General features: G+C 72.1%; 15 protein-coding genes. 8 read left to right on the forward strand and 7 right to left on the reverse strand.

The annotated features are described in order from the left end of the window. Positions 1-93 precede the first annotated feature (93 nt). The 6 genes from ACFWA7_RS14520 to ACFWA7_RS14545 all read left to right on the forward strand — a co-directional run bounded on the left by ACFWA7_RS14520 (position 94) and on the right by ACFWA7_RS14545 (position 10056). Entirely contained in the window at positions 94-1380 is a 1287-nt protein-coding gene (locus ACFWA7_RS14520) for an extracellular solute-binding protein (protein ID WP_385823104.1), read from the forward strand. 8 nt (positions 1381-1388) lie between these two features. Further along, a complete protein-coding gene (locus ACFWA7_RS14525; protein ID WP_385823106.1) occupies positions 1389-2360 on the forward strand; it encodes a carbohydrate ABC transporter permease in 972 nt (323 codons plus the stop codon). 56 nt (positions 2361-2416) lie between these two features. Then, a complete protein-coding gene (locus ACFWA7_RS14530; RefSeq protein WP_385823127.1) occupies positions 2417-3283 on the forward strand; it encodes a carbohydrate ABC transporter permease in 867 nt (288 codons plus the stop codon). A gap of 74 nt (positions 3284-3357) precedes the next feature. After that, positions 3358-4608 carry a glycosyl hydrolase gene (locus tag ACFWA7_RS14535; protein ID WP_385537677.1) on the forward strand — a complete coding sequence of 417 codons (1251 nt, stop codon included), beginning with the start codon at positions 3358-3360 and terminating at the stop codon, positions 4606-4608. A gap of 302 nt (positions 4609-4910) precedes the next feature. Continuing rightward, entirely contained in the window at positions 4911-6950 is a 2040-nt protein-coding gene (locus ACFWA7_RS14540; RefSeq protein ID WP_385823108.1) for an endo-beta-N-acetylglucosaminidase, read from the forward strand. 58 nt (positions 6951-7008) lie between these two features. Next, positions 7009-10056, forward strand: a complete 3048-nt coding sequence (locus ACFWA7_RS14545; protein WP_385823110.1) for an alpha-mannosidase — start codon at positions 7009-7011, stop codon at positions 10054-10056. Here the strand turns inward: ACFWA7_RS14545 and ACFWA7_RS14550 are convergent. From ACFWA7_RS14550 to ACFWA7_RS14570, 5 genes are all read right to left on the reverse strand, one after another. Then, entirely contained in the window at positions 10019-10456 is a 438-nt protein-coding gene (locus tag ACFWA7_RS14550) for an STAS domain-containing protein (RefSeq protein WP_385537685.1), read from the reverse strand. The genes ACFWA7_RS14545 and ACFWA7_RS14550 overlap by 38 nt on opposite strands. 116 nt (positions 10457-10572) lie before the next feature. Beyond that, positions 10573-11298, reverse strand: coding sequence for a GNAT family N-acetyltransferase (locus ACFWA7_RS14555; protein ID WP_385823112.1), 726 nt, complete (start codon positions 11296-11298; stop codon positions 10573-10575). After that, positions 11295-12218: an NADP-dependent oxidoreductase gene (locus ACFWA7_RS14560; protein WP_385823114.1), complete on the reverse strand. Its 924-nt coding sequence runs from the start codon at positions 12216-12218 to the stop codon at positions 11295-11297. Before ACFWA7_RS14560 ends, ACFWA7_RS14555 begins: the two co-directional genes overlap by 4 nt. A gap of 104 nt (positions 12219-12322) precedes the next feature. Continuing rightward, complete coding sequence (locus ACFWA7_RS14565) at positions 12323-12826, reverse strand: hypothetical protein (RefSeq protein ID WP_385537693.1); 504 nt, start codon at positions 12824-12826, stop codon at positions 12323-12325. A 170-nt stretch (positions 12827-12996) separates the two neighbouring features. Next, positions 12997-13797, reverse strand: coding sequence for a uracil-DNA glycosylase (locus tag ACFWA7_RS14570; RefSeq protein ID WP_385537695.1), 801 nt, complete (start codon positions 13795-13797; stop codon positions 12997-12999). A 303-nt stretch (positions 13798-14100) separates the two neighbouring features. On the opposite strand from ACFWA7_RS14570, the gene ACFWA7_RS14575 reads away from it, so the two are divergent. Continuing rightward, positions 14101-14607 (forward strand): two-component system response regulator, encoded by a 507-nt coding sequence (locus ACFWA7_RS14575; RefSeq protein ID WP_385537698.1) that lies wholly within the window; start codon positions 14101-14103, stop codon positions 14605-14607. 40 nt (positions 14608-14647) lie between these two features. Here ACFWA7_RS14575 and ACFWA7_RS14580 read toward each other — a convergent pair whose 3' ends face one another. Both ACFWA7_RS14580 and ACFWA7_RS14585 read right to left on the reverse strand, forming a co-directional pair. Continuing rightward, a complete protein-coding gene (locus tag ACFWA7_RS14580) occupies positions 14648-16060 on the reverse strand; it encodes a SufS family cysteine desulfurase (RefSeq protein WP_385823116.1) in 1413 nt (470 codons plus the stop codon). Continuing rightward, positions 16047-17432 carry a family 2B encapsulin nanocompartment shell protein gene (locus tag ACFWA7_RS14585; RefSeq protein WP_385537721.1) on the reverse strand — a complete coding sequence of 462 codons (1386 nt, stop codon included), beginning with the start codon at positions 17430-17432 and terminating at the stop codon, positions 16047-16049. Before ACFWA7_RS14585 ends, ACFWA7_RS14580 begins: the two co-directional genes overlap by 14 nt. Positions 17433-17945: 513 nt before the next feature. On the opposite strand from ACFWA7_RS14585, the gene ACFWA7_RS14590 reads away from it, so the two are divergent. Further along, entirely contained in the window at positions 17946-18560 is a 615-nt protein-coding gene (locus tag ACFWA7_RS14590; RefSeq protein ID WP_385823118.1) for an LAETG motif-containing sortase-dependent surface protein, read from the forward strand. Positions 18561-18578 lie beyond the last annotated feature (18 nt).

The following is an 18578-nucleotide window of genomic DNA, read 5'->3' on the forward strand; positions in this document are numbered from 1 at the left end:
TACCGCGTCTTTCCGGGGGGCGGCCCCCCGGGTCCCCCGCGAGGCCGGCCTCCGCCGTCCGCACGTCTGGTCCGAGCAAAGGAGCCGTACACCGTGCGCATCTCCCGCAGGGCATTCGCCGCTGCCGCCGTCCTCGCCACCGTCCTGCCGCTGAGCGCCTGCTCCAGCGACTCCGACTCCGGTTCGTCCGACGCGTCCGGCAAGGTCGAAGGGAAGATCACCTTCCAGACCTGGAACCTCCAGGCGAACTTCAAGGACTACTTCAACGGCGTGATCGCGGACTTCCGGAAGAAGTACCCCGGCACCGAGGTGAAGTGGGTCGACCGGCCCGCCGAGGGCTATGCCGACAAGATCAGCGCCGACGCCGCCGGCGGCACCCTGCCCGACGTCGTCAACGTCTCGCCCGACCTGGTGGCCCCGCTCGCGAAGGCCGGTCTGGCGCTCGACCTCGACAAGGCGGCGTCCGAGTACCGCAAGGAGTATCTGCCCGGCGCCTGGCAGAGCCACCAGATACCCGGCATGCAGGGCACCTACGCCTTCCCCTGGTACCTCAACACCGGCCCGCTGTTCTACAACAAGCGCCTGTTCTCCGACGCCGGGCTCGACGCGGCCAAGCCGCCCAGGACGTACGAGGAGGTCTTCGCCGACGGGCTGGCGATGGCCCGCAAGAGCAACGGGAAGATCGCGACCTTCGCGAACGTGCCGACCGTCGAGGACTTCGGCCGCTATGGCGTCGAGCTGATGAACAAGAGCGGCGACGGCTTCGCGTTCAACGACGCGAAGGGGGTCGAACTCCTCACCAAGTACAAGGAGTTGTACGACGCCAAGGCGATCGACCCGCAGGCGCTGACCGCCACCCCCGAGTCGGCCGGCCACAAGTTCCTCACCGAGTCGGTGTCCATGAACCCCGGCAGCGCCCTGGACCTCGCCAACTTCAGGAAGCAGGCCCCGACGCTCTACAAGAACATCGGGATCACCGACCAGATCACCAGCACCGGCAAGGCGAACATGTACGTCATGGGCGTCATGGTGAACTCCAGGACCAAGCAGAAGCCCGCGGCCGTCGCCTTCGCGCACTTCGTGACCGACGCGACCCGCCAGATGGAGTTCGCCAAGAAGGTCGCCATCTTCCCGAGCACCGCGGGCTCGCTCGACGACCCGTACTTCACCAAGGAGGACGGCACCGACGACACCCGGGTGCGGATCGCCGCAGCCAAGTCCCTGAAGACCGCGGTCAATTACACGCCGGTGCTGTTCAGCGAGCAGATGAAGACCGCGCTGCGCAACGAGGTGGCCAAGGCGCTCCAGGGCAAGCAGAGCCCCAAGGAAGCGCTTGACAACGCTGTCAAGGCCTGTGACCAGCTGCTGAAGCAGAGCTGAGCCGTTCGATGAACAGCCCCACCGCCTCCACGGCGGACCCGTCCGGCACCCTCGCCGCGGCCCCGGCGGCCCGGAGCACCCGCTCCGGGCCGCTCCGGGCCGGCCGCCGCATCCGGCGCCATCTGCCGTCCAGCCCCTGGCTGTTCGCGGCGCCCGGACTGCTCGTCGTCGGCGTGTTCAGCCTGTACCCGTTCGTCAGCACCGTGGTGAACTCCTTCACCGACCGCCGCACCCTGATGCCCGGCCACTACGTGGGCCTCGCCAACTTCCGCGAGCTGTGGCACGACGACATGTTCTGGACCGGACTGCGCAACAGCACGCTGTACGTCCTCGGCGTGGTCCCGGCCCTGGTGATCCTGCCGCTGCTCCTGGCACTGCTCGTCCAGCGGCACATCCCCGGCATCGCCTTCTTCCGGGCGGCGTTCTACACCCCGGTCGTGGCCTCCATCGTCGTGGTCGGCCTCATCTGGGTGTGGATGCTCGACGACCGGGGGCTGATCAACGCGGTCCTTGAGGCGGTGGGTGTCGGCAAGGTCGGCTTCCTCAGCGACCAGTGGCTGCTGCTGGGTAGCGCGATGGCGGTCACGGTCTGGAAGGGCCTCGGCTACTACATGATCATTTACTTGGCGGCGCTGGCCAACGTACCGCGCGAACTGCACGAGGCCGCCGCGGTCGACGGGGCCGGGGCGGTGCGCCGCTTCTTCACCGTCACCGTGCCGGCGCTGCGCTCCACCATGGTCCTGGTCGCCGCGCTCTCCTCGGTCTCGGCCTTCAAGGTCTTCTCCGAGGTCTATCTGATGGCGGGGCCCAGCGGCGGCCCCGCGGGTGAGGACACCACCTTGGTGATGCTCGTCCAGCGCGTCGGCACCGGCCTCACCGGCCGGGTCGGCTACGCCTCGGCGATCTCCGTGGTCGTCTTCGCCGTCACCGTCGTACTGATGCTGCTCGTGCTGCGGGCGGACCGGAGGGAGGACGCGTGAAGACCGACACCGACACCGACGCCGGAACGGAGACCCCTTCGGGCCCGGCGCCCGCCGTGCGCTGCCGCAGCGCGGGCGTCACCGACGCCGAAGGGCGACGCGTCCCCCTCTGGCAGCTCGTGCTGCGCTACGCCCTGCTCCTGATGGTCCTGGCCCTCACCGTGGGCCCCTTCCTCTGGCAGCTCTCCACCTCGCTCAAGGGCCCGCACGAGGACATCTTCAGCTCCCCGCCCGAGTTCCTGCCGGGGAAGCCGACCCTCGACAACTACGCGCGCGTGGCCGACACCATCCCGGTCTGGGACTACGCCCTGAACTCGCTGAAGGTCGCCGCCGCCAACGTCGTCACCAACTGCGTCGGCGCCTCGCTCGCCGGATACGCACTGGCCCGGATGCGCTTTTGGGGCCGCCGGGCGGCCACCCTCGCGTTCATCCTCGCCATGCTGGTCCCCGTCGAGGGCATCATCATCGCCCAGTTCACCACCATGCGGGACCTCGGCCTCAACAACACCCTCATCGCGGTCGTCCTGCCCGGCTCCATCGGCGCGATGAACGTCCTGCTGATGCGCAACGCCTTCCTCAACCTGCCGTACGAGGTCGAGGAGGCGGCGTACGTCGACGGCGCCAACGCCTGGCAGCGCTATCTGAGGATCGCCCTGCCCGCCGTCAAGGGCACCCTCGCCGTGGTCGCCATCTTCGCCTTCATGGGCGCCTGGGACGACTTCCTGTGGCCGCTGATCGTCCTCAGCGACCCGGACCGCTTCACCCTCACCATCGGCCTGAACTATCTGCACGGCACCTTCGCCAACGACGAACGGCTCGTCGCGGCGGGCACGGTCATCGCCGTCGCCCCGCTCATCGCGCTCTTCGCCTGCCTGCAGCGTTACTTCTTCCGCGGCGTCGGCGAGGGAGCCGTCAAGGGCTGAGCCCCGCGGCCACGCCCCCCCGCCCCCGCGGTACGCCCACAGAACGGACTCGCATGCCTTCAGAACAGGCCCGCATGCCTGCCGCCGTGCGCTTCGGCGCCAACTACACGCCCGGCCAGGGGTGGTTCCACCACTGGCTCGACTTCGACCTCGACGCCGTACGCGCCGACCTCGACGCGATCGCGGCGCTCGGCCTCGACCACATCCGGGTCTTCCCGGTGTGGCCGTACTTCCAGCCCAACCGCACCCTGATCCGGCCGCGTGCCGTCGAGCAGCTGGTCCAGCTCGCCGACGCGGCGGGCGAACGCGGCCTCGACGTCAACGTCGACGGGCTCCAGGGCCATCTGTCGAGCTTCGACTTCCTGCCCGCCTGGACGCAGACCTGGCACCGGCGCAGCATCTTCACCGACCCCGATGTGCTCGACGGGCAGGCGGCGCTGCTGCGTACCCTCGCGGGGGCGCTCGCGGACCGGCCCAACTTCATCGGGATGACGCTCGGCAACGAGATCAACCAGTTCGCGGCCGGGCCGCACCCCGACCCCGACCGCATCACGCCCGCACAGGCCGGGGCGTGGCTGGGGCGGATGCTCGCCGCGTGCGAGGAGGGCGCCCCCGGCAAACCGCATGTGCACGCCGAGTACGACGCCGCCTGGTACCAGGACGACCAGCCCTTCACCCCCGCGCACGCCGCCCGGCTCGGCGCCATGACCACCGTGCACTCCTGGGTGTTCAACGGTACGGCCCAGGCGCACGGGCGCACCGGCACGGCCACCGAGCACCACGCCGCGTACCTCGTCGAGCTGTCGAAGGCCTGGGCCGACGACCCGCGCCGGCCGGTGTGGCTCCAGGAGGTCGGCGCGCCCGCCCCCTTGATCCCCGCCGAGCACGCGGCCGCGTTCACCGAGGCGACGGTGGTGAACGCGCTGGACTGCGCGGACCTGTGGGGGGTCACCTGGTGGTGCTCCCACGATGTGGATCCGTCGCTGGCCGATTTTCCCGAACTGGAGTACAGCCTCGGGCTGTTGACCAGTTCCGGGCGGCTCAAGCCGGCGGGCGAGGCCGTGGCCCGGCTGGCCCGGGAGTGGCGCGGGCGTGTCCATGCGCCCGCGCCCCGTACGACCGCGCTCGTCGTCGACGCGGGGGACGACGTTCTGGCGCCGCGCCGGTCTGTGTGTGCGCCCGGGGGGCCGGTCTTCGAGGCGTTCGCGCGGCTCGTCGCGGACGGGGTGCGGCCTGCGGTGGTGCTGGCGGGGCGGGCCTCTGACAAGGATCACCTTGCGCTCCGCGGGATCGAGGAGGTCGTGAGCCCGGGAGAGGTCCGCTGAGCGCGGCGGGGGTGGGGGCGGCGATGTGTCCGGCTGCGGACCGTGCGTGGCTGGTCGCGCCCACGCGGCGGGGCCGCACATGTCACAGCCCCGCGTCCCTTGAGGGCGATGTGTGCTCAGCCGGCACGAAACCACGGCCCGATGGGGTGACGTGTGCTCAGCACTGCGCCGAGCCCCGGCCAAGCAGGGCGACGCGCCCAGCCCGGAGTGATCCCTCGGCCCGACAGGGCGAGCTGCTCAGCCCAGCACGACCCCCGGCCCGACAGGGCCACACAAACCCCCGATCCGAAACGGAGAACACCATGCCCCAGTACCTCTCCGGGCCCACCCGTCGCGCCGTCGTCCTCGCGGGGGCCGGGACGGCTGCCGCTGTTGTCGTCCCGTCCGTCGCCGCCCGGGCCGCGGAGGGAGGGCCCGTCGACCTTCAGCCGTATGCCTCGTACTGGTACCCGGACTCGCTGCCCTCCGGCACCCCTGGGACCGGCGTCACCTGGCGGAGTCTCAAGGAGTGGCGGGCCGAGGACGACCGGGATCTGGCCTTCAACCGCGCGACCGTGCCGCTCGCCCGGCGGTTCACGCCGGTGGCGGTGAACCGGACCGCGCGGGCCGGGCAGGCCCGTATCCAGGCCCTCGTCTCCTTCGAGCACACCGCGGGCAACCCGTCCCAGGGCGCGGCCACCGCCGACTACTACGCGCTCACCCACTGGGCCTACCTCGACGAGCTGGTCTTCTGGGGCGGTTCGGCGGGGGAGGGGCTGATCCTGGCGCCCAACGCCCCGATCGTGGACGCGGCCCACCGCAACGGCGTGCCCGTGCTCGGCACCGTCTTCCTGCCGCCGACCGCCTGGGGCGGCGAGCTGCGCTGGACCCGCGACCTGGTGCGGCGCGACTCGCTCGGACGCTTCCCGCTCGCCGCGAAGCTCGTGGAGGTCGCGGTCGCGCACAGCTTCGACGGCTGGTTCGTCAACGCCGAGACCGACGGCGGCGACGCGGCCCTCGGCGCCGACATGCTCGCCTTCGTACGGGACCTCAAGGCCCGCAGCGAGGCCGCCGGGCTGCGGATCACCTGGTACGACGCGATGACCGTCGGCGGGTCGGTGGGCTGGCAGGGTGCGCTGAACGACCGGAACCAGGACTTCTTCCGCAGCGCCGACTCGATGTTCGTGGATTTCCGGTGGTCCGCCGAGACCCTCGCGTCCTCCGGCGGCCTCGCGGGGCGGCTCGGCCGCGGCCGCTACGAGCTGTGGGCGGGCGTCGACGTCGAGGCCCATGGGTGGGACAGCTCCGTGGACTGGGACGCGATCGTTCCCCGCGACCGGGCGCACACCGTCTCGTACGGCCTCTACCGGCCCGAGTGGACCCGCAACCACCTGCCCGCGGGCCGCACCCCGGCGCAGTTCCACGCGGCGGACGACCGGTTCTGGACCGGCCGTTCGCTCGACCCGGCCCAGCCGGACGTGGACGGCTGGCGCGCCCCGGCGACGGTGGTCGCCGACCGCTCGACGGTCGACCGGCTGCCATTCGCCACCACCTTCAACACCGGGCACGGCCTGCGCTGGTACGAGGGCGGCAAGGTGACCTCGGCCGCCGAGTGGAACCACCTCGGCCTCCAGGACCGGCTCCCGGGCCGGCGCTGGGTGGTCCGCACGGGCGGGCGCCGCCCGGACGTCGCCTTCGACTTCGCCGACGCCTGGCGCGGCGGGTCCAGCCTCCTGGTCGACGGCGACTTCGACGCCCCCGCCACGGTCGAGCTCCACGCGACCCGGCTGCCGCTGTCCCGCTCCACGGTCGTCGAGCTCACCCACCGGGCCGACGAGGGCACGGTCACCGTCGAGCTCGCGGTCGCCCTGCGCGAGCCCGCCGAACCCGGCGACCCGGTCCCGTACACCTGCATCCCGGCGGGCAGACTGCGGGCCGGCGCCGGCTGGACCACCGCGACCCTGCGTCTGAACTCCCTCTCCGGGACGGCCCGTTCGCTCGGCGTCCGGCTCACCGCCGAGGGGCGCGCCAAGTGGCGCCTGGGCGCGCTGGCGGTGCGCGACACGGCGGCCACGAGGCCGGCCGCACCGACCCGGCTGCGCGTCACCGGCTCCGAGAACGGCGCCGAGGGCACCTCGCTGCGCTTCGCGTGGGGCCGGGCGCCAGGCGCGGTGCGCCACTACGAGCTGCACCGGGTGCTGCCCGGGGGAAGCCGCCGCTTCCTCGGGGGAACGTGCGGGAATGCCTTCTTCGTTCCCGCACTGAAGCCGGAAGGAGGCGAGCGGTCGGCGCGGTTCGAGATACGGGCCGTCAACGAGCTGTACGCAGCCTCCGCAACCGTCTCCACCGTCCACCACTGGTAACCCGTTCACCCCTGGTATCCGCACTTCGCACGACCTCGACCCCACGGAGCAGACCCTCATGCATGACGACCGCAGCCTGGTCGAAGCCCGCCTCAGGCGAGTGCTCGACGAGCGCATCCGTCCCGCCGTGTACCCCGAATCCGTCCCGCTGGAAGTGGCGGTGTGGCACGCGCCGGGCGAGCCCGTCCCGGTCGCCGAGGGGCTGGCCGGCGTCCCCGAGCCGATCGCGGCCGGGGACGCCTGGGGTGCGCCGTGGGGCACCAGCTGGTTCCGGGTGACCGGGACCGTACCGGCCGGGTGGGCCGGGAAGACCGTCGAGGCGCTCCTCGACCTCGGCTTCGACGAGAACATGCCGGGCTTCCAGTGCGAGGGTCTCGTCTACCGCCCCGACGGCACCCCGGTGAAGGGCCTCAACCCGCGCAACCAGTGGGTGCGGATCGGTGCGCCGGTCGCGGGCGGCGAGGAGGTGCGGCTGCACATCGAGGCCGCGTCCAACCCCGTCATCCTCGACTACCACCCCTTCGTGCCGACCACCCTCGGCGACAAGGAGACCGCGGGCAGCGCGCCGCAGTACCGGCTGGCCCGGATGGACCTCGCGGTCTTCGACGAGACGGTGTGGCAGCTGGTCCTCGACCTGGAGGTGCTGGGCGAGCTGATGCACGAGCTTCCGGTCGAGGGCGCCCGGCGCTGGGACATCCTGCGGGCGGTCGGCCGCGCCCTCGACGCGGTGGACCTCCAGGACGTGAACGGCAGTGCCGCGGCGGCCCGTGCCGAGCTCGCCGGTGTGCTGGCCGTTCCGGCCGGGCCCACCGCCCACCGCATCAGCGCCGTGGGGCACGCGCACATCGACTCGGCGTGGCTGTGGCCGCTGCGCGAGACCGTGCGCAAGGTGGCCCGTACGACGTCGAACATGACGGCGCTCCTGGAGGACGAGCCGGACTTCGTCTTCACCATGTCGCAGGCGCAGCAGTTCGCCTGGATCAAGGAGCACCGGCCCGAGGTGTACGCGCGCGTGAAGAAAGCCGTCTCGGACGGCCGGTTCGTGCCCGCGGGCGGGATGTGGGTGGAGTCCGACACCAACATGCCGGGCTCCGAGGCGATGGCCCGTCAGTTCGTGCACGGCAAGCGGTTCTTCCTCGACGAGTTCGGCGTCGAGAACGACGAGGCCTGGCTGCCCGACACCTTCGGCTTCGCCGCCGGGCTGCCGCAGATCATCAAGGCGGCGGGCGCCAAGTGGCTGCTCACCCAGAAGATCTCCTGGAGCCAGACCAACAAGTTCCCCCACCACACCTTCCAGTGGGAGGGCATCGACGGCACCCGGATCTTCACCCACTTCCCGCCGGTCGACACCTACAACTGCTCGATGAAGGGCAGCGAGATCGCCCACGCGGCCCGCAACTTCAAGGACAAGGGGCATGCCCGGCACTCGCTGGCCCCGACCGGCTGGGGCGACGGGGGCGGCGGCACCACCCGGGAGATGGTCGCCAAGGCGGCCCGGCTGCGGAGCCTGGAGGGGTCGGCGACCGTGGCATGGGAGAGCCCCGCCGAGTTCTTCGCCAAGGCGCAGGCGGAGTACCCGAACGCGCCGGTGTGGGTGGGCGAGCTCTATCTGGAGCTGCACCGCGCCACGCTGACCAGCCAGGCGAAGACCAAGCAGGGCAACCGGCGCAGCGAGCACCTGCTGCGCGAGGCCGAGCTGTGGGCCGCGACGGCGGCCGTGCGGGCCGGGTTCCCCTATCCGTACGAGCAGTTGGACCGGATCTGGAAGACGGTGCTGCTGCACCAGTTCCACGACATCCTGCCCGGCTCCTCCATCGCCTGGGTGCACCGGGAGGCGGAGAAGACCTATGCGGCGGTCGCCCAGGAGCTGAACGCGATCATCGACGGCTCGCAGCGGGCGCTCGCGGGCGAGAGCGCCTCGGGGACCACCCTGGTCTTCAACTCCGCGCCCCACGCGCGCGACGGGGTGGCGGCGGGCGCGGCCGCACCCGCTCTCCGTACGGGCGTGAGCCGCGCCGCCCCGCGCGAGGGCGGCGGCTTCGTCCTGGACAACGGACTCCTCTCGGTGGAGATCGACGCCCGGGGGCTCGTGGTGTCCGCGTACGACATCGGCGCCGGGCGCGAGACGGTCGCCCCCGGCAAGGCCGCGAACCTGCTCCAGATCCACCCGGACTTCCCGAACATGTGGGACGCGTGGGACGTGGACGCGTTCTACCGCAACACGGTGACGGATCTGACGGACCTCGACCGGCTCGTGGCGGTGGAGGACGCGGGTGTGGCCGGGGTCCGGATCGTGCGGAGCTTCGGCGACTCCAGGGTCACCCAGCTGCTGAGTCTCGCCCCCGGCGCCAAGCGGCTCGACATCGACACCGAGGTCGACTGGCACGAGACCGAGAAGTTCCTGAAGGCCGCGTTCCCCCTGGACATCCACGCCGAGCGGTGCGCGTCGGAGACCCAGTTCGGCCACGTCCACCGGCCGACCCACACCAACACCAGCTGGGAGGCGGCCAAGTTCGAGGCCTGCAACCACCGCTTCGTCCATCTGGAGGAGCCGGGCTGGGGCGTCGCCCTCGTCAACGACTCGACGTACGGGCACGACGTGACCCGGACCGTGCGCGACGCCGCCGAGGGCCCGGGCACGACCACCACGGTCCGGGTCTCGCTGCTGCGCGCCCCGCGCTTCCCCGACCCCGAGACCGACCAGGGGCTGCACCGCTTCCGGCACGCGCTCGTCCCCGGAGCCACGATCGGTGACGCGGTGCGCGAGGGCTACCGCGTCAACCTGCCGGAGCGGCGGGTCACGGGCGGCGCGGAGGTGGCGCCGCTGGTGACGGTCGACGACGACGCGGTGGTCGTCAGCGCGGTGAAGCTCGCGGACGACGGGAGCGGCGACGTGGTCGTACGGCTCTACGAGTCGCGGGGCGGCCGGGCCAGGGCCCGGGTAACCCCGGGCTTCGAGGCGGACGCGGTGGCGGCGACCGACCTGCTGGAGCGGCCGCTCGCCGAGGGCACTCCGCCCGAACTGGCCGACGGGGTGGTGCGGTTGGCGCTGCGGCCCTTCGAGCTGGTCACCCTCCGTCTGACGCGGACCCGTCCGGGGGTCTGAGGGAGTCCAGGGCCTGCTCCAACGTGGGAGCAGGCCCCAGGACGGCCGTGAGGGCGGTGACCCGCAGGATCCGCAGGGTCAGCGGGTGGTCGCAGACGAGCGCCCAGGAACCGCCCCGCTCGGTCACCCTCCGGTGGGCCCGCACCAGCAGGGCGAGGCCGGAGCAGTCCAGGAACCGGATGGGGCGCAGGTCCACGGCCAGCGCACCCACCCCGTCCCCGGTGAGGGTGTCCAGGGGAGGCCGCAGCGCCTGGACGGCTTGGATGTCGATCTCGCCGTGCAGCTCGACAACGGTCACCCCGGCCCGTGTGTGGACCTTCAGGAGCGGCCGCTCGTGGTGCGGGCGGGAGGCCGGCACGAGCTCGCGCGGACCGTCGTCGACGAATTCGTCGCGGAGCACAATCTCTCCCCCAAAGGCAGCGTGGGTGTGACGGCCGGGGGCTTGGGCCGCCGGGGGGAACGTTAGACGCTAGCCGGAGCGCCACCAGTGCAGAAACAATTCACACGACCGTTTCATCACTCGATCGAGTGAAGTGATCTTGTGAAACTTGCCAGTTCGTCCTCCGGCACCCGGGCCACCATGAACCGGGTGGTACGGCGGAGCCGGAAGCCCAGGGACTCGTAGAGGCGGATGGCGCCGGTGTTGCGCGCGCCCGTGTGCAGGAAGGGGTGCTCGCCCCGGTCCCGGATGTTCGCCGCGACCGCCAGGATCAGCCGGGTGCCCAGGCCCTGGCCGCGGAAGGCGTCGTCGGTGCAGACCGCGCTGATCTCCGTCCAGCCGGGCGGGTGCAGCCGCTCGCCCGCCATCGCCACCAGGACGCCGTCCCGGCGCACGCCCAGATAGGTGCCGAGCTCGATCGTGCGCGGCAGGAACGGGCCCGGCCGGGTCCGCTCCACCAGCTCCATCATCTCGGGCACGTCGGCGGCGGTCAGCGTGACCGCCTCGGCGAACGGCCGGGCGGCCACCCCGTCGTCCACCAGCTGCACCCCGGCCACCTCGAACGTCAACTCCCAGTCCGGAGGCGGCAGATGGCTCATCCCGAGCAGCGGCACCTCGTTGCCGGGGCCCGCCAGCGCGGCGACGTCGGCCCAGTCCTCGGGCCCCGGATCGTCCGAGAGCGCCAGCCACGGCGTCACCCCGGGCGGATAGCGCAGTACCCGCCCCAGCCGCTCGGCGAAGTGGGCGTGCGGCCCGGTGAGGGAGGTACGGGCGGGGTTGTCCAGGGGGTGCGGTGCGCTCACGCCGCCACCTCGATCACGACCTTGCCGCGCGCATGGCCGTCCTCGACCGCGCGCAGCGCCTCGGACGCGCGCTCCAGCGGGAACGTCGCCGTCACGAACGGGCGCAGCGCCCCGCTCACCACGAGCCGCGCCACCTCGTCGAGCACCGCGGCCGTGCGGGCCCGCCGGACCGGCGAGCCGCCGAGCCGGGCGGCCCCGGGCGGGTCGGCCGCCGTGATCAGCTTCGTACGGTCGTCGACGAGCGCGGCGACCGCCTCCAGGACCTCGCCGCCGACGAGGTCGAAGACCGCGTCGACACCGTCAGGCGCCGCCGCCCGGACGCGCTCGGCGAGCCCGTCGCCCGCCGAGGACACGTGCACCGCGCCCAGCGCCTCGACGAACTCCTTCTTGCCCTCGCTCGCCGTGCCCACCACCCGCACCCCGAAGGCCCGGGCCAGCTGGGCGACGGCCACGCCCACCCCGCCGCCGACCCCGGTGACCAGCAGCGTCGCCCCGGCGGGCAGATCCAGCTGGCGCACACCGTCGTACGCGGTCGCCGCGGCCACCGGCAGGGTCGCCGCGTCCGTGAACGCCAGGCCCTCCGGCTTGTGCGCGGCCACCGGGACCGGCAGCAGCGCGTACTCCGCGTAACCGCCGCCCACCGGACTGCCGAATACGGCGTCCCCGACGGCGAACCCCGTCACCCCGGGACCCAGCTCCGCCACCACGCCCGCGACCTCGCTGCCGAACACGCCGGGCAGCTCCGGCTCCGGCGCCCCTGGCCTGCGGAGGCCGTTGCGCAGCTTCCAGTCGACCGGGTTCACCCCGGCCGCCCGGACCGCGACCAGCAACTGGCCGGGGCCCGGACGCGGCCGGTCCCGCTCGATGAACGCCTCGGTCTCCGGCCCGCCGTTGCGGGTGTACGCGTACGCCTTGGGCATCTGCTGACTCCTCGCTCTCAGCAGCTCCAAGGTCGACCCCGGTGTCGCTATTCCCGGGCGTACGCACTGTTCACGCGACCGCAACGAAGGCCGCGGCCTCGCTGCTAGCAGTTCGGCACGTCCCCGCCGGCCTGCATGAACGCCGCGCTGGCCCAGCCGCGGGCACCGCTCAGCCAGTACCAGGTGGAGGTTCCGTTCACGTTCGCACCGTGGGTCCTGCACTCGATGCGTTCCTGGCTGCCCGGGCTCAGGCTGACGACGACCCCGGCGTTGAGGCTCGGGTTGTCGCGGACGTTCAGCTCGATGCGCGAGGTGACCGTGCCCCAGACCCGGCCGCCGTTGTGGTGGTCCCGGGAGTGATCCCTGTTGTGGTCGTTCCGGTTCCGGCCGTCGCGGTGGTCGTCCCAGCGCCAGCCGCCGCCGTGGTCTTCCCGGATCCAGCCGCTGATGTGGGTGTCCCACGACCAGCCGCTGCCCCGGCCGCGGTCGTGGCCGTCACCCTGGTCGTGAGCCGGCGCCGCCGCTGCCGCGGTGGCGAATGTGCCCATGGCGAGACCGCACGACAGCAGGGTCGCGGCGGCCGCTCGACGTATCCGTCCGGTGTGCATACCGGCTCCTTTCGTCGCTCCCGCCCCTTGTGACCAACCCCTCCATCACACACCCGGGCCGCTCCGGATGCGATTTGGGCAGGTGAGAGCCCGGGGAGCGGTCACCGGGAGGCGGTCTTTCGGTCAAGGTTCAACCAAAGTGGGCGGTTTCAGCGGCCCGACGAGTGTGCTCAGAGCCCCGAGAGGCGCGCGGCATCGCGGAACACCTCGACGAGCATGGCGAGCGTGAGCCGTCCCGTCGAGGTGTTGCGCCGGCTCGGGTGGTAGCAGCCGAGCAGACGCAGCGGCGGGCGGCTTTCGTCCGAGGCGGTCAGCGTCACCTGGACGCCGTGCCCGAACTTCGGGCGGGGGCGCGGCACTTGCCAGCCCGCCTCGCTCAGCACCGGAAACAGCGCCTGCCAGCCGAACGCGCCGAGTACGACGACCGTACGCAACCCCGGGCTCAGCAGCCCCAGTTCGGCCGACAGCCACGGGCGGCAGTTGTCGCGCTCCTGAGGGGTCGGCTTGTTGTCCGGCGGCGCGCAGTGCACGGGCGCGGCCAGCCGTACGCCCCGCAGTTCGAGGCCGTCCCCGGCGTGCGTGGCCTCGGCCTGGGAGGCCAGGCCCACCGTGTGCAGCGCGGCGAAGAGGAAGTCGCCGGAGGCGTCCCCCGTGAACATCCGGCCGGTCCGGTTGCCGCCGTGCGCGGCCGGGGCGAGGCCGACGACCGCAAGCGCCGCGTCCGGCGGGCCGAACCCGGGCACCGGCCGCCCCCAGTACTCCCAGTCCCTGAACGCCGCCCGCTTGGTCGCGGCGACCTCCTCGCGCCAGGCCACCAGGCGCGGACAGGCCCGGCACCGGACCACCTGCGCGTCCAGCGCGTCGAGACTGCGGCAGCGCGGCGCCCGGCGGGCGGGGAACTCGGGGTCGTCGGGGCCCGCCGACGGCCCCTTCGCTCCGCTCGGCCCCGCTGCCCCACGCGCCTCGTCCATGCCCCCACGCTAGGGCCTGTCCGGGGCCGCGGCCCGGCCCGCCGTTCCGCCGAGGCATGCAGAAGAGCCAAAAGGGGGAGTCACAACCGGCCGAATTATTCGCGGGCGGAGAGCTCCGGGAGGCGAAGAGGCGCGGGCGGGGCTTCCGTTTGCGCTGGCGGACGCCCGTAGATGTCCGCCGTCCCGCCACCGGGCCCCTCGGTAGCGGGGGCAGATGCCGTTGGCAGGTACCGGGGGCCTCCTGCGCCCGGCCCCGGTGCGCACTACTGTGAAAGTCCGGCTGCAGGGGAGTGTGGTTGGGACGTGGACAGTTCGTGGAAGATCCTTGTGGTGGACGACCGCGAGGACAACCTCTTCGCCATGGAGAGCGTGCTGCGTCCCGTGGGCCGCCCGATAGTGTGCGCCCGCAGCGGGGACGAGGCGCTGAAGACCGTGCTGCGCGGCGGCATAGCGGTGATCCTGCTCGATGTGCTGATGCCGGAGATGAACGGCCTCGAAGTGGTCGAGTACCTCAAGCGCCTGGACCACACCCGGAACCTGCCGGTCATCCTGGTCACCGGTATCGGCCGCGACGACGACCTCGCGGCCCGCGCCTACCACCTCGGCGTCGCGGACTTCCTGGTGAAGCCGGTGGACCAGTGGGCGGTGCGCTCCAAGGTCCGCGTCCTGGCCGACCTGTACGTGGAGAACCAGCTGCTGCGCCGCCGCCTCGGCTCGCTGGGCGCGCCGCTGCCACCGGTGCCGACCGTCCCGACGCAGGCGTATCGCCCGCCGTGGCGGGCGATACGGGTGACGGACGACAGACGCTGAATCTGCCGTCCTTCACCTGTTGGCCGTGGGCCAAGAGCCTTCAGCCGGACGCCAGTTGCAGCTGACGCAGCGACGCCACCAGCTGATCCACCTCCTCCGACGTGTTGTAGAGCGCCAGCGAGGCACGGGCCGCCGACTCCAGTCCGTAGTGGGCGAGCGCGGGCTGTGCGCAGTGGTGGCCCGCGCGGACGGCGATGCCGTCGCGGTCCAGCCAGTCGGCGACGGCCGCCGGGTCATGGCCCGCCAGGGTGAACGTGAGCACCGCGATCCTCTCGGGCGCGGCGCCCACCAGCTCCAGACCGGGCACCGTGGCCATGGCCTGCTGGGCGTAGGCCATCAGCCCCTCCTCGTACGCCGTGACGGCGTCGCGGTCGAAGGAGCCCAGCCAGTCCAGCGCGGCCAGCAGCCCCACCACACCGCCGATGTTGCCGGTGCCGGCCTCCATGCGGTGCGGGACGGGCGCGAAGGTGGTGAGGCCGAAGCCCACCGAGTCGATCATGTTGCCGCCGCCCTGCCAGGGCCGCATGCCCGCCAGGACCTCCGGCTTGGCGTAGAGGGCGCCGATGCCGGTCGGGGCGAACAGCTTGTGCCCGGAGAACGCGTAGAAGTCCGCGTCCAGGTCCTGCACGTCGACCGGGAAGTGGGCGACCGCCTGCGCCCCGTCCACCAGCACCTTCGCCCCGTACCGATGGGCGAGCGCGGTCATCTCCTTCACCGGCGGGACGGTGCCCAGGACGTTGGAGGCGTGGCTGAGCGCGACCAGCTGGGTCCGCGAGGAGAGCAGGTCCGCGTACGCGGACTGGTCGATCTCCCCTTCCGGCGTGAGCGGAACCGGCACCACCCGGGCCCGGGTCTCCTTGGCGATCATCTGCCAGGGGACGATGTTGGAGTGGTGTTCGAGGACCGGTACGAGGATGTCGTCGCCGGGCCCGAGGTTGTCCCGGCCCCAGCTCTGGGCGACCAGGTTGACCGCCTCCGTGGTGCCGCGCACGAACACGATGCTGTCGGGGTCCGGCGCCCCCAGGAACCCGGCGACCGCCGCGCGCCCCGCCTCGTATGCCTCGGTGGCCTCGCGGGCCATGGTGTGCGCGCCCCGGTGGATGTTGGAGTTGGCGGCGCTGTAGTACGCGCCGAGTGCCTCGATGACCTGGCGGGGCTTCTGCGTCGTCGCCCCGTTGTCCAGCCAGACCAGCGGGCGGCCGTTGACCGTGCGGTGCAGGATGGGGAAGTCCTGGCGGGCCGTCTCGGCCGAGTAGGCACCCGGCACCGAGGGCCGCCGGGGGAGCCCCGGCGGTCCGGGCACGGCCGGCGGTCCGGGCACGGCCGGCTGTCCGGGCACGGTCGGCTGCGCGGGGACGGCCGGCTGTTCGGGCGCGGCGGCCTGCTGGGGCATCGTGGGCAGCCCCGCCACCGGTACCGACGGCACCTGTCGTGTGAGGTCAGGAATAGTCATGGTAGTTGGACACCTCGACGTTCTGGAGGACGGCGACGGCGTCCTCCACCAGGACGGCCGTGTTGAAGTACGCGGTCATCAGGTACGAGGTGATGCCCTTCTGGTCGGTGCCCATGTTCCGCATCGCCAGCCCGGGTTCGAGCTCGTCCTGGACGCTCGACGGGCGCAGACCCACCACCCCCTGCTCGGCCTCGCCCATCCGCATCAGCAGGATCTCCGTGGTGCCGGAGCCCACACCGCCCGTGAACCGGACCTTGTCGGACGGCAGCAGCGGCACTCCGCGCCAGGTGAGCAGCGGGCTGCCGAACCGGGTGTCGGTGACCGGGGGCACGCCCCGCCGGGTGCATTCGCGGCCGAACGCGGCGATCGCCCGGGGGTGCGCGAGGAAGTACCCGGGCTGCTTCCAGACCTTGGCGAGCAGCTCGTCGAGGTCGTCCGGAGTGGGTGAGCCGGTGCGGGCCTGGACGCGCTGCCCCGCCGAGACGTTGTTGAACAGGCCGAACTCCGGGTGGTTGAGGAGCGCCGCCTCCTGCCGCTCGCGCAGCGCCTGCACGGTGAGGTTGGACTGGGCGCGGGTCTGGTCGATGGGCCCGTTGTAGAGGTCCGCGACGCGGGTGTGGACGCGCAGCACGGTCTGCGCGAGCGTCATGTGGTACTCGCGCGGCGCGTCCTCGTAGTCGACGAACGTCCCCGGCAGATCCGGCTCGCCCACATGGCCGGAGGACAGGTCCACCGGCACCTCGGCGCCCGGCACCATGTGGTTCCCGGCGGAGTAGTCGTCCATGGCGGCCCGGACCCCGGCGTCCCGGTCGGTCAGGGCGGCGAGCGCGCTGCGCTCCGCGACCAGGGCCACGCCGGGCGTGAGCGCCTGCACGCGGTACGGCATCGGCTCGGACCGGGTCCAGCTGTCCAGGTCGAAGAACTGGCCGTCGCCGATGACTTCGAGCAGTGCCTCCTCGCCGTACCGGCCGGTCATGCGCTTCTCGGCGCGGCCGCTCACGATCACCCACAGCCGGTCGGCCGGGTCGCCGCTCTGCACCAGGACCTGCCCGGACTCGAAGGACACCTCGGTGAAGGCGCCGGCCAGCTCGGTCAGGAGCGCGTCCTCGGCGTCCCGCAGATACGGCATCTCCCGCAGGTCGCCGGGAACGACGCGGTTGGCGCCGTCGTTGTCCGTGTACGTGGTGATCCGGTCGTCGCCCAGGACGAAGGTGCGGCGCCGGTTGACGCGGTACACCCCGGACTCGACGTCCACCCAGGGCAGCGCACGTAACAGATAGCGCGGGGTGATGCCGCGCATCTGCGGCGTGGTCTTGGTGGCGTTCGCGAGTTGCCGTGCCGCATCCGGGCTGAGGGACATCCGGTCGTTCACCACAGGAACCTCCTCGAAGACATGTGCGGCAGCCGCCGGGGCGGCTGCCGCACAGGAACGAGGACGATCGTCTGCGTGCCCCCGGGCAGTCCACAAGGCGCCATTCACGGGCGCGCGGAGCCGCCCGGCCTGAAACCCTTCATTCAGTCGATGGATTCCTGAAAGGGAATCGGCGGCTCTCTCGGCAGGTTGCCTGGTGGCTGCCGTCCTGGCGTGACCTGGACGCCTTTTCCGGATTCGTTGAAGGAAATTCAACTTCCCCGGAAAAGGCGCGATATGAACCAATGGTGACGCTATGAGCGCCTGAAAGTCCCGCTTATGGTGGCGAGTTACCGCGTGGGCGATCCCCAGTGGGCCCGGTGCGGCAGGCGAGTTTCCTGTGTTGGCCGTGGTAAGCGTTGCTCAGGGCGAGACTTACGGGAGTGAATGTGGGGGACGGCTGCTCGGTCGTGGGACGGGAGCGGTACTGTGCGCGCACCGTCAATCCGGCGGTGCGGAACAGTGGAGGATTCTGTGACCGTAATCAGAGGAACGGGGCGTCGTCGTGGAGCGCTGATAGGGGCAGCCGCTGCGGGCCTCATCGGCGTCGGCCTGACCGCGGTGCCCGCGCAGGCCCACACCCCGGTCTGGAAGGTGACCTGCTCGGCCGTCACGGTGGACCTGACCAGGTACTCCGACGAGGCCACCAACACGGTGACCCTCAAGACGGCGGACGGCAAGGACCTGCTTCCCACCGAGGAGTTCAAGGGCGAGTTCCACAAGACCCTCAAGCTCCCCGCCCACGACAAGGAGCTCACGCTCCGGCTCATCGTGAAGGCGGGCGACGGGGACCAGCACTCGCGCGACGAGACCAAGACGTCTCCCGTGTGCGACACGGTGCCGCCGTCCAAGCCCACCCCGTCCAAGCCGCCGCAGCCGACCCCGACCCCGTCGGCCAAGCCCAGCAAGCCCGCCCCCGCGCCCAGCACGTCCTCGGCGGCGGCCCCCGCGCCCCAGCCGAGCCCCAACCTGGCGGAGACCGGCTCGTCGAGCTCCACCCCGCTCGTCGCCGGTATGGGCGGCGCGGTGCTCGTCGCGGGCGCCGGCATCGTCTGGGCCGCGCGCCGGCGGCGCACGGCCCGGCACTGAACCACACACCCCGTGGCG

This window comes from Streptomyces sp. NPDC059994 (assembly GCF_042737755.1).
Taxonomy (GTDB): Bacteria; Actinomycetota; Actinomycetes; order Streptomycetales; family Streptomycetaceae; genus Streptomyces.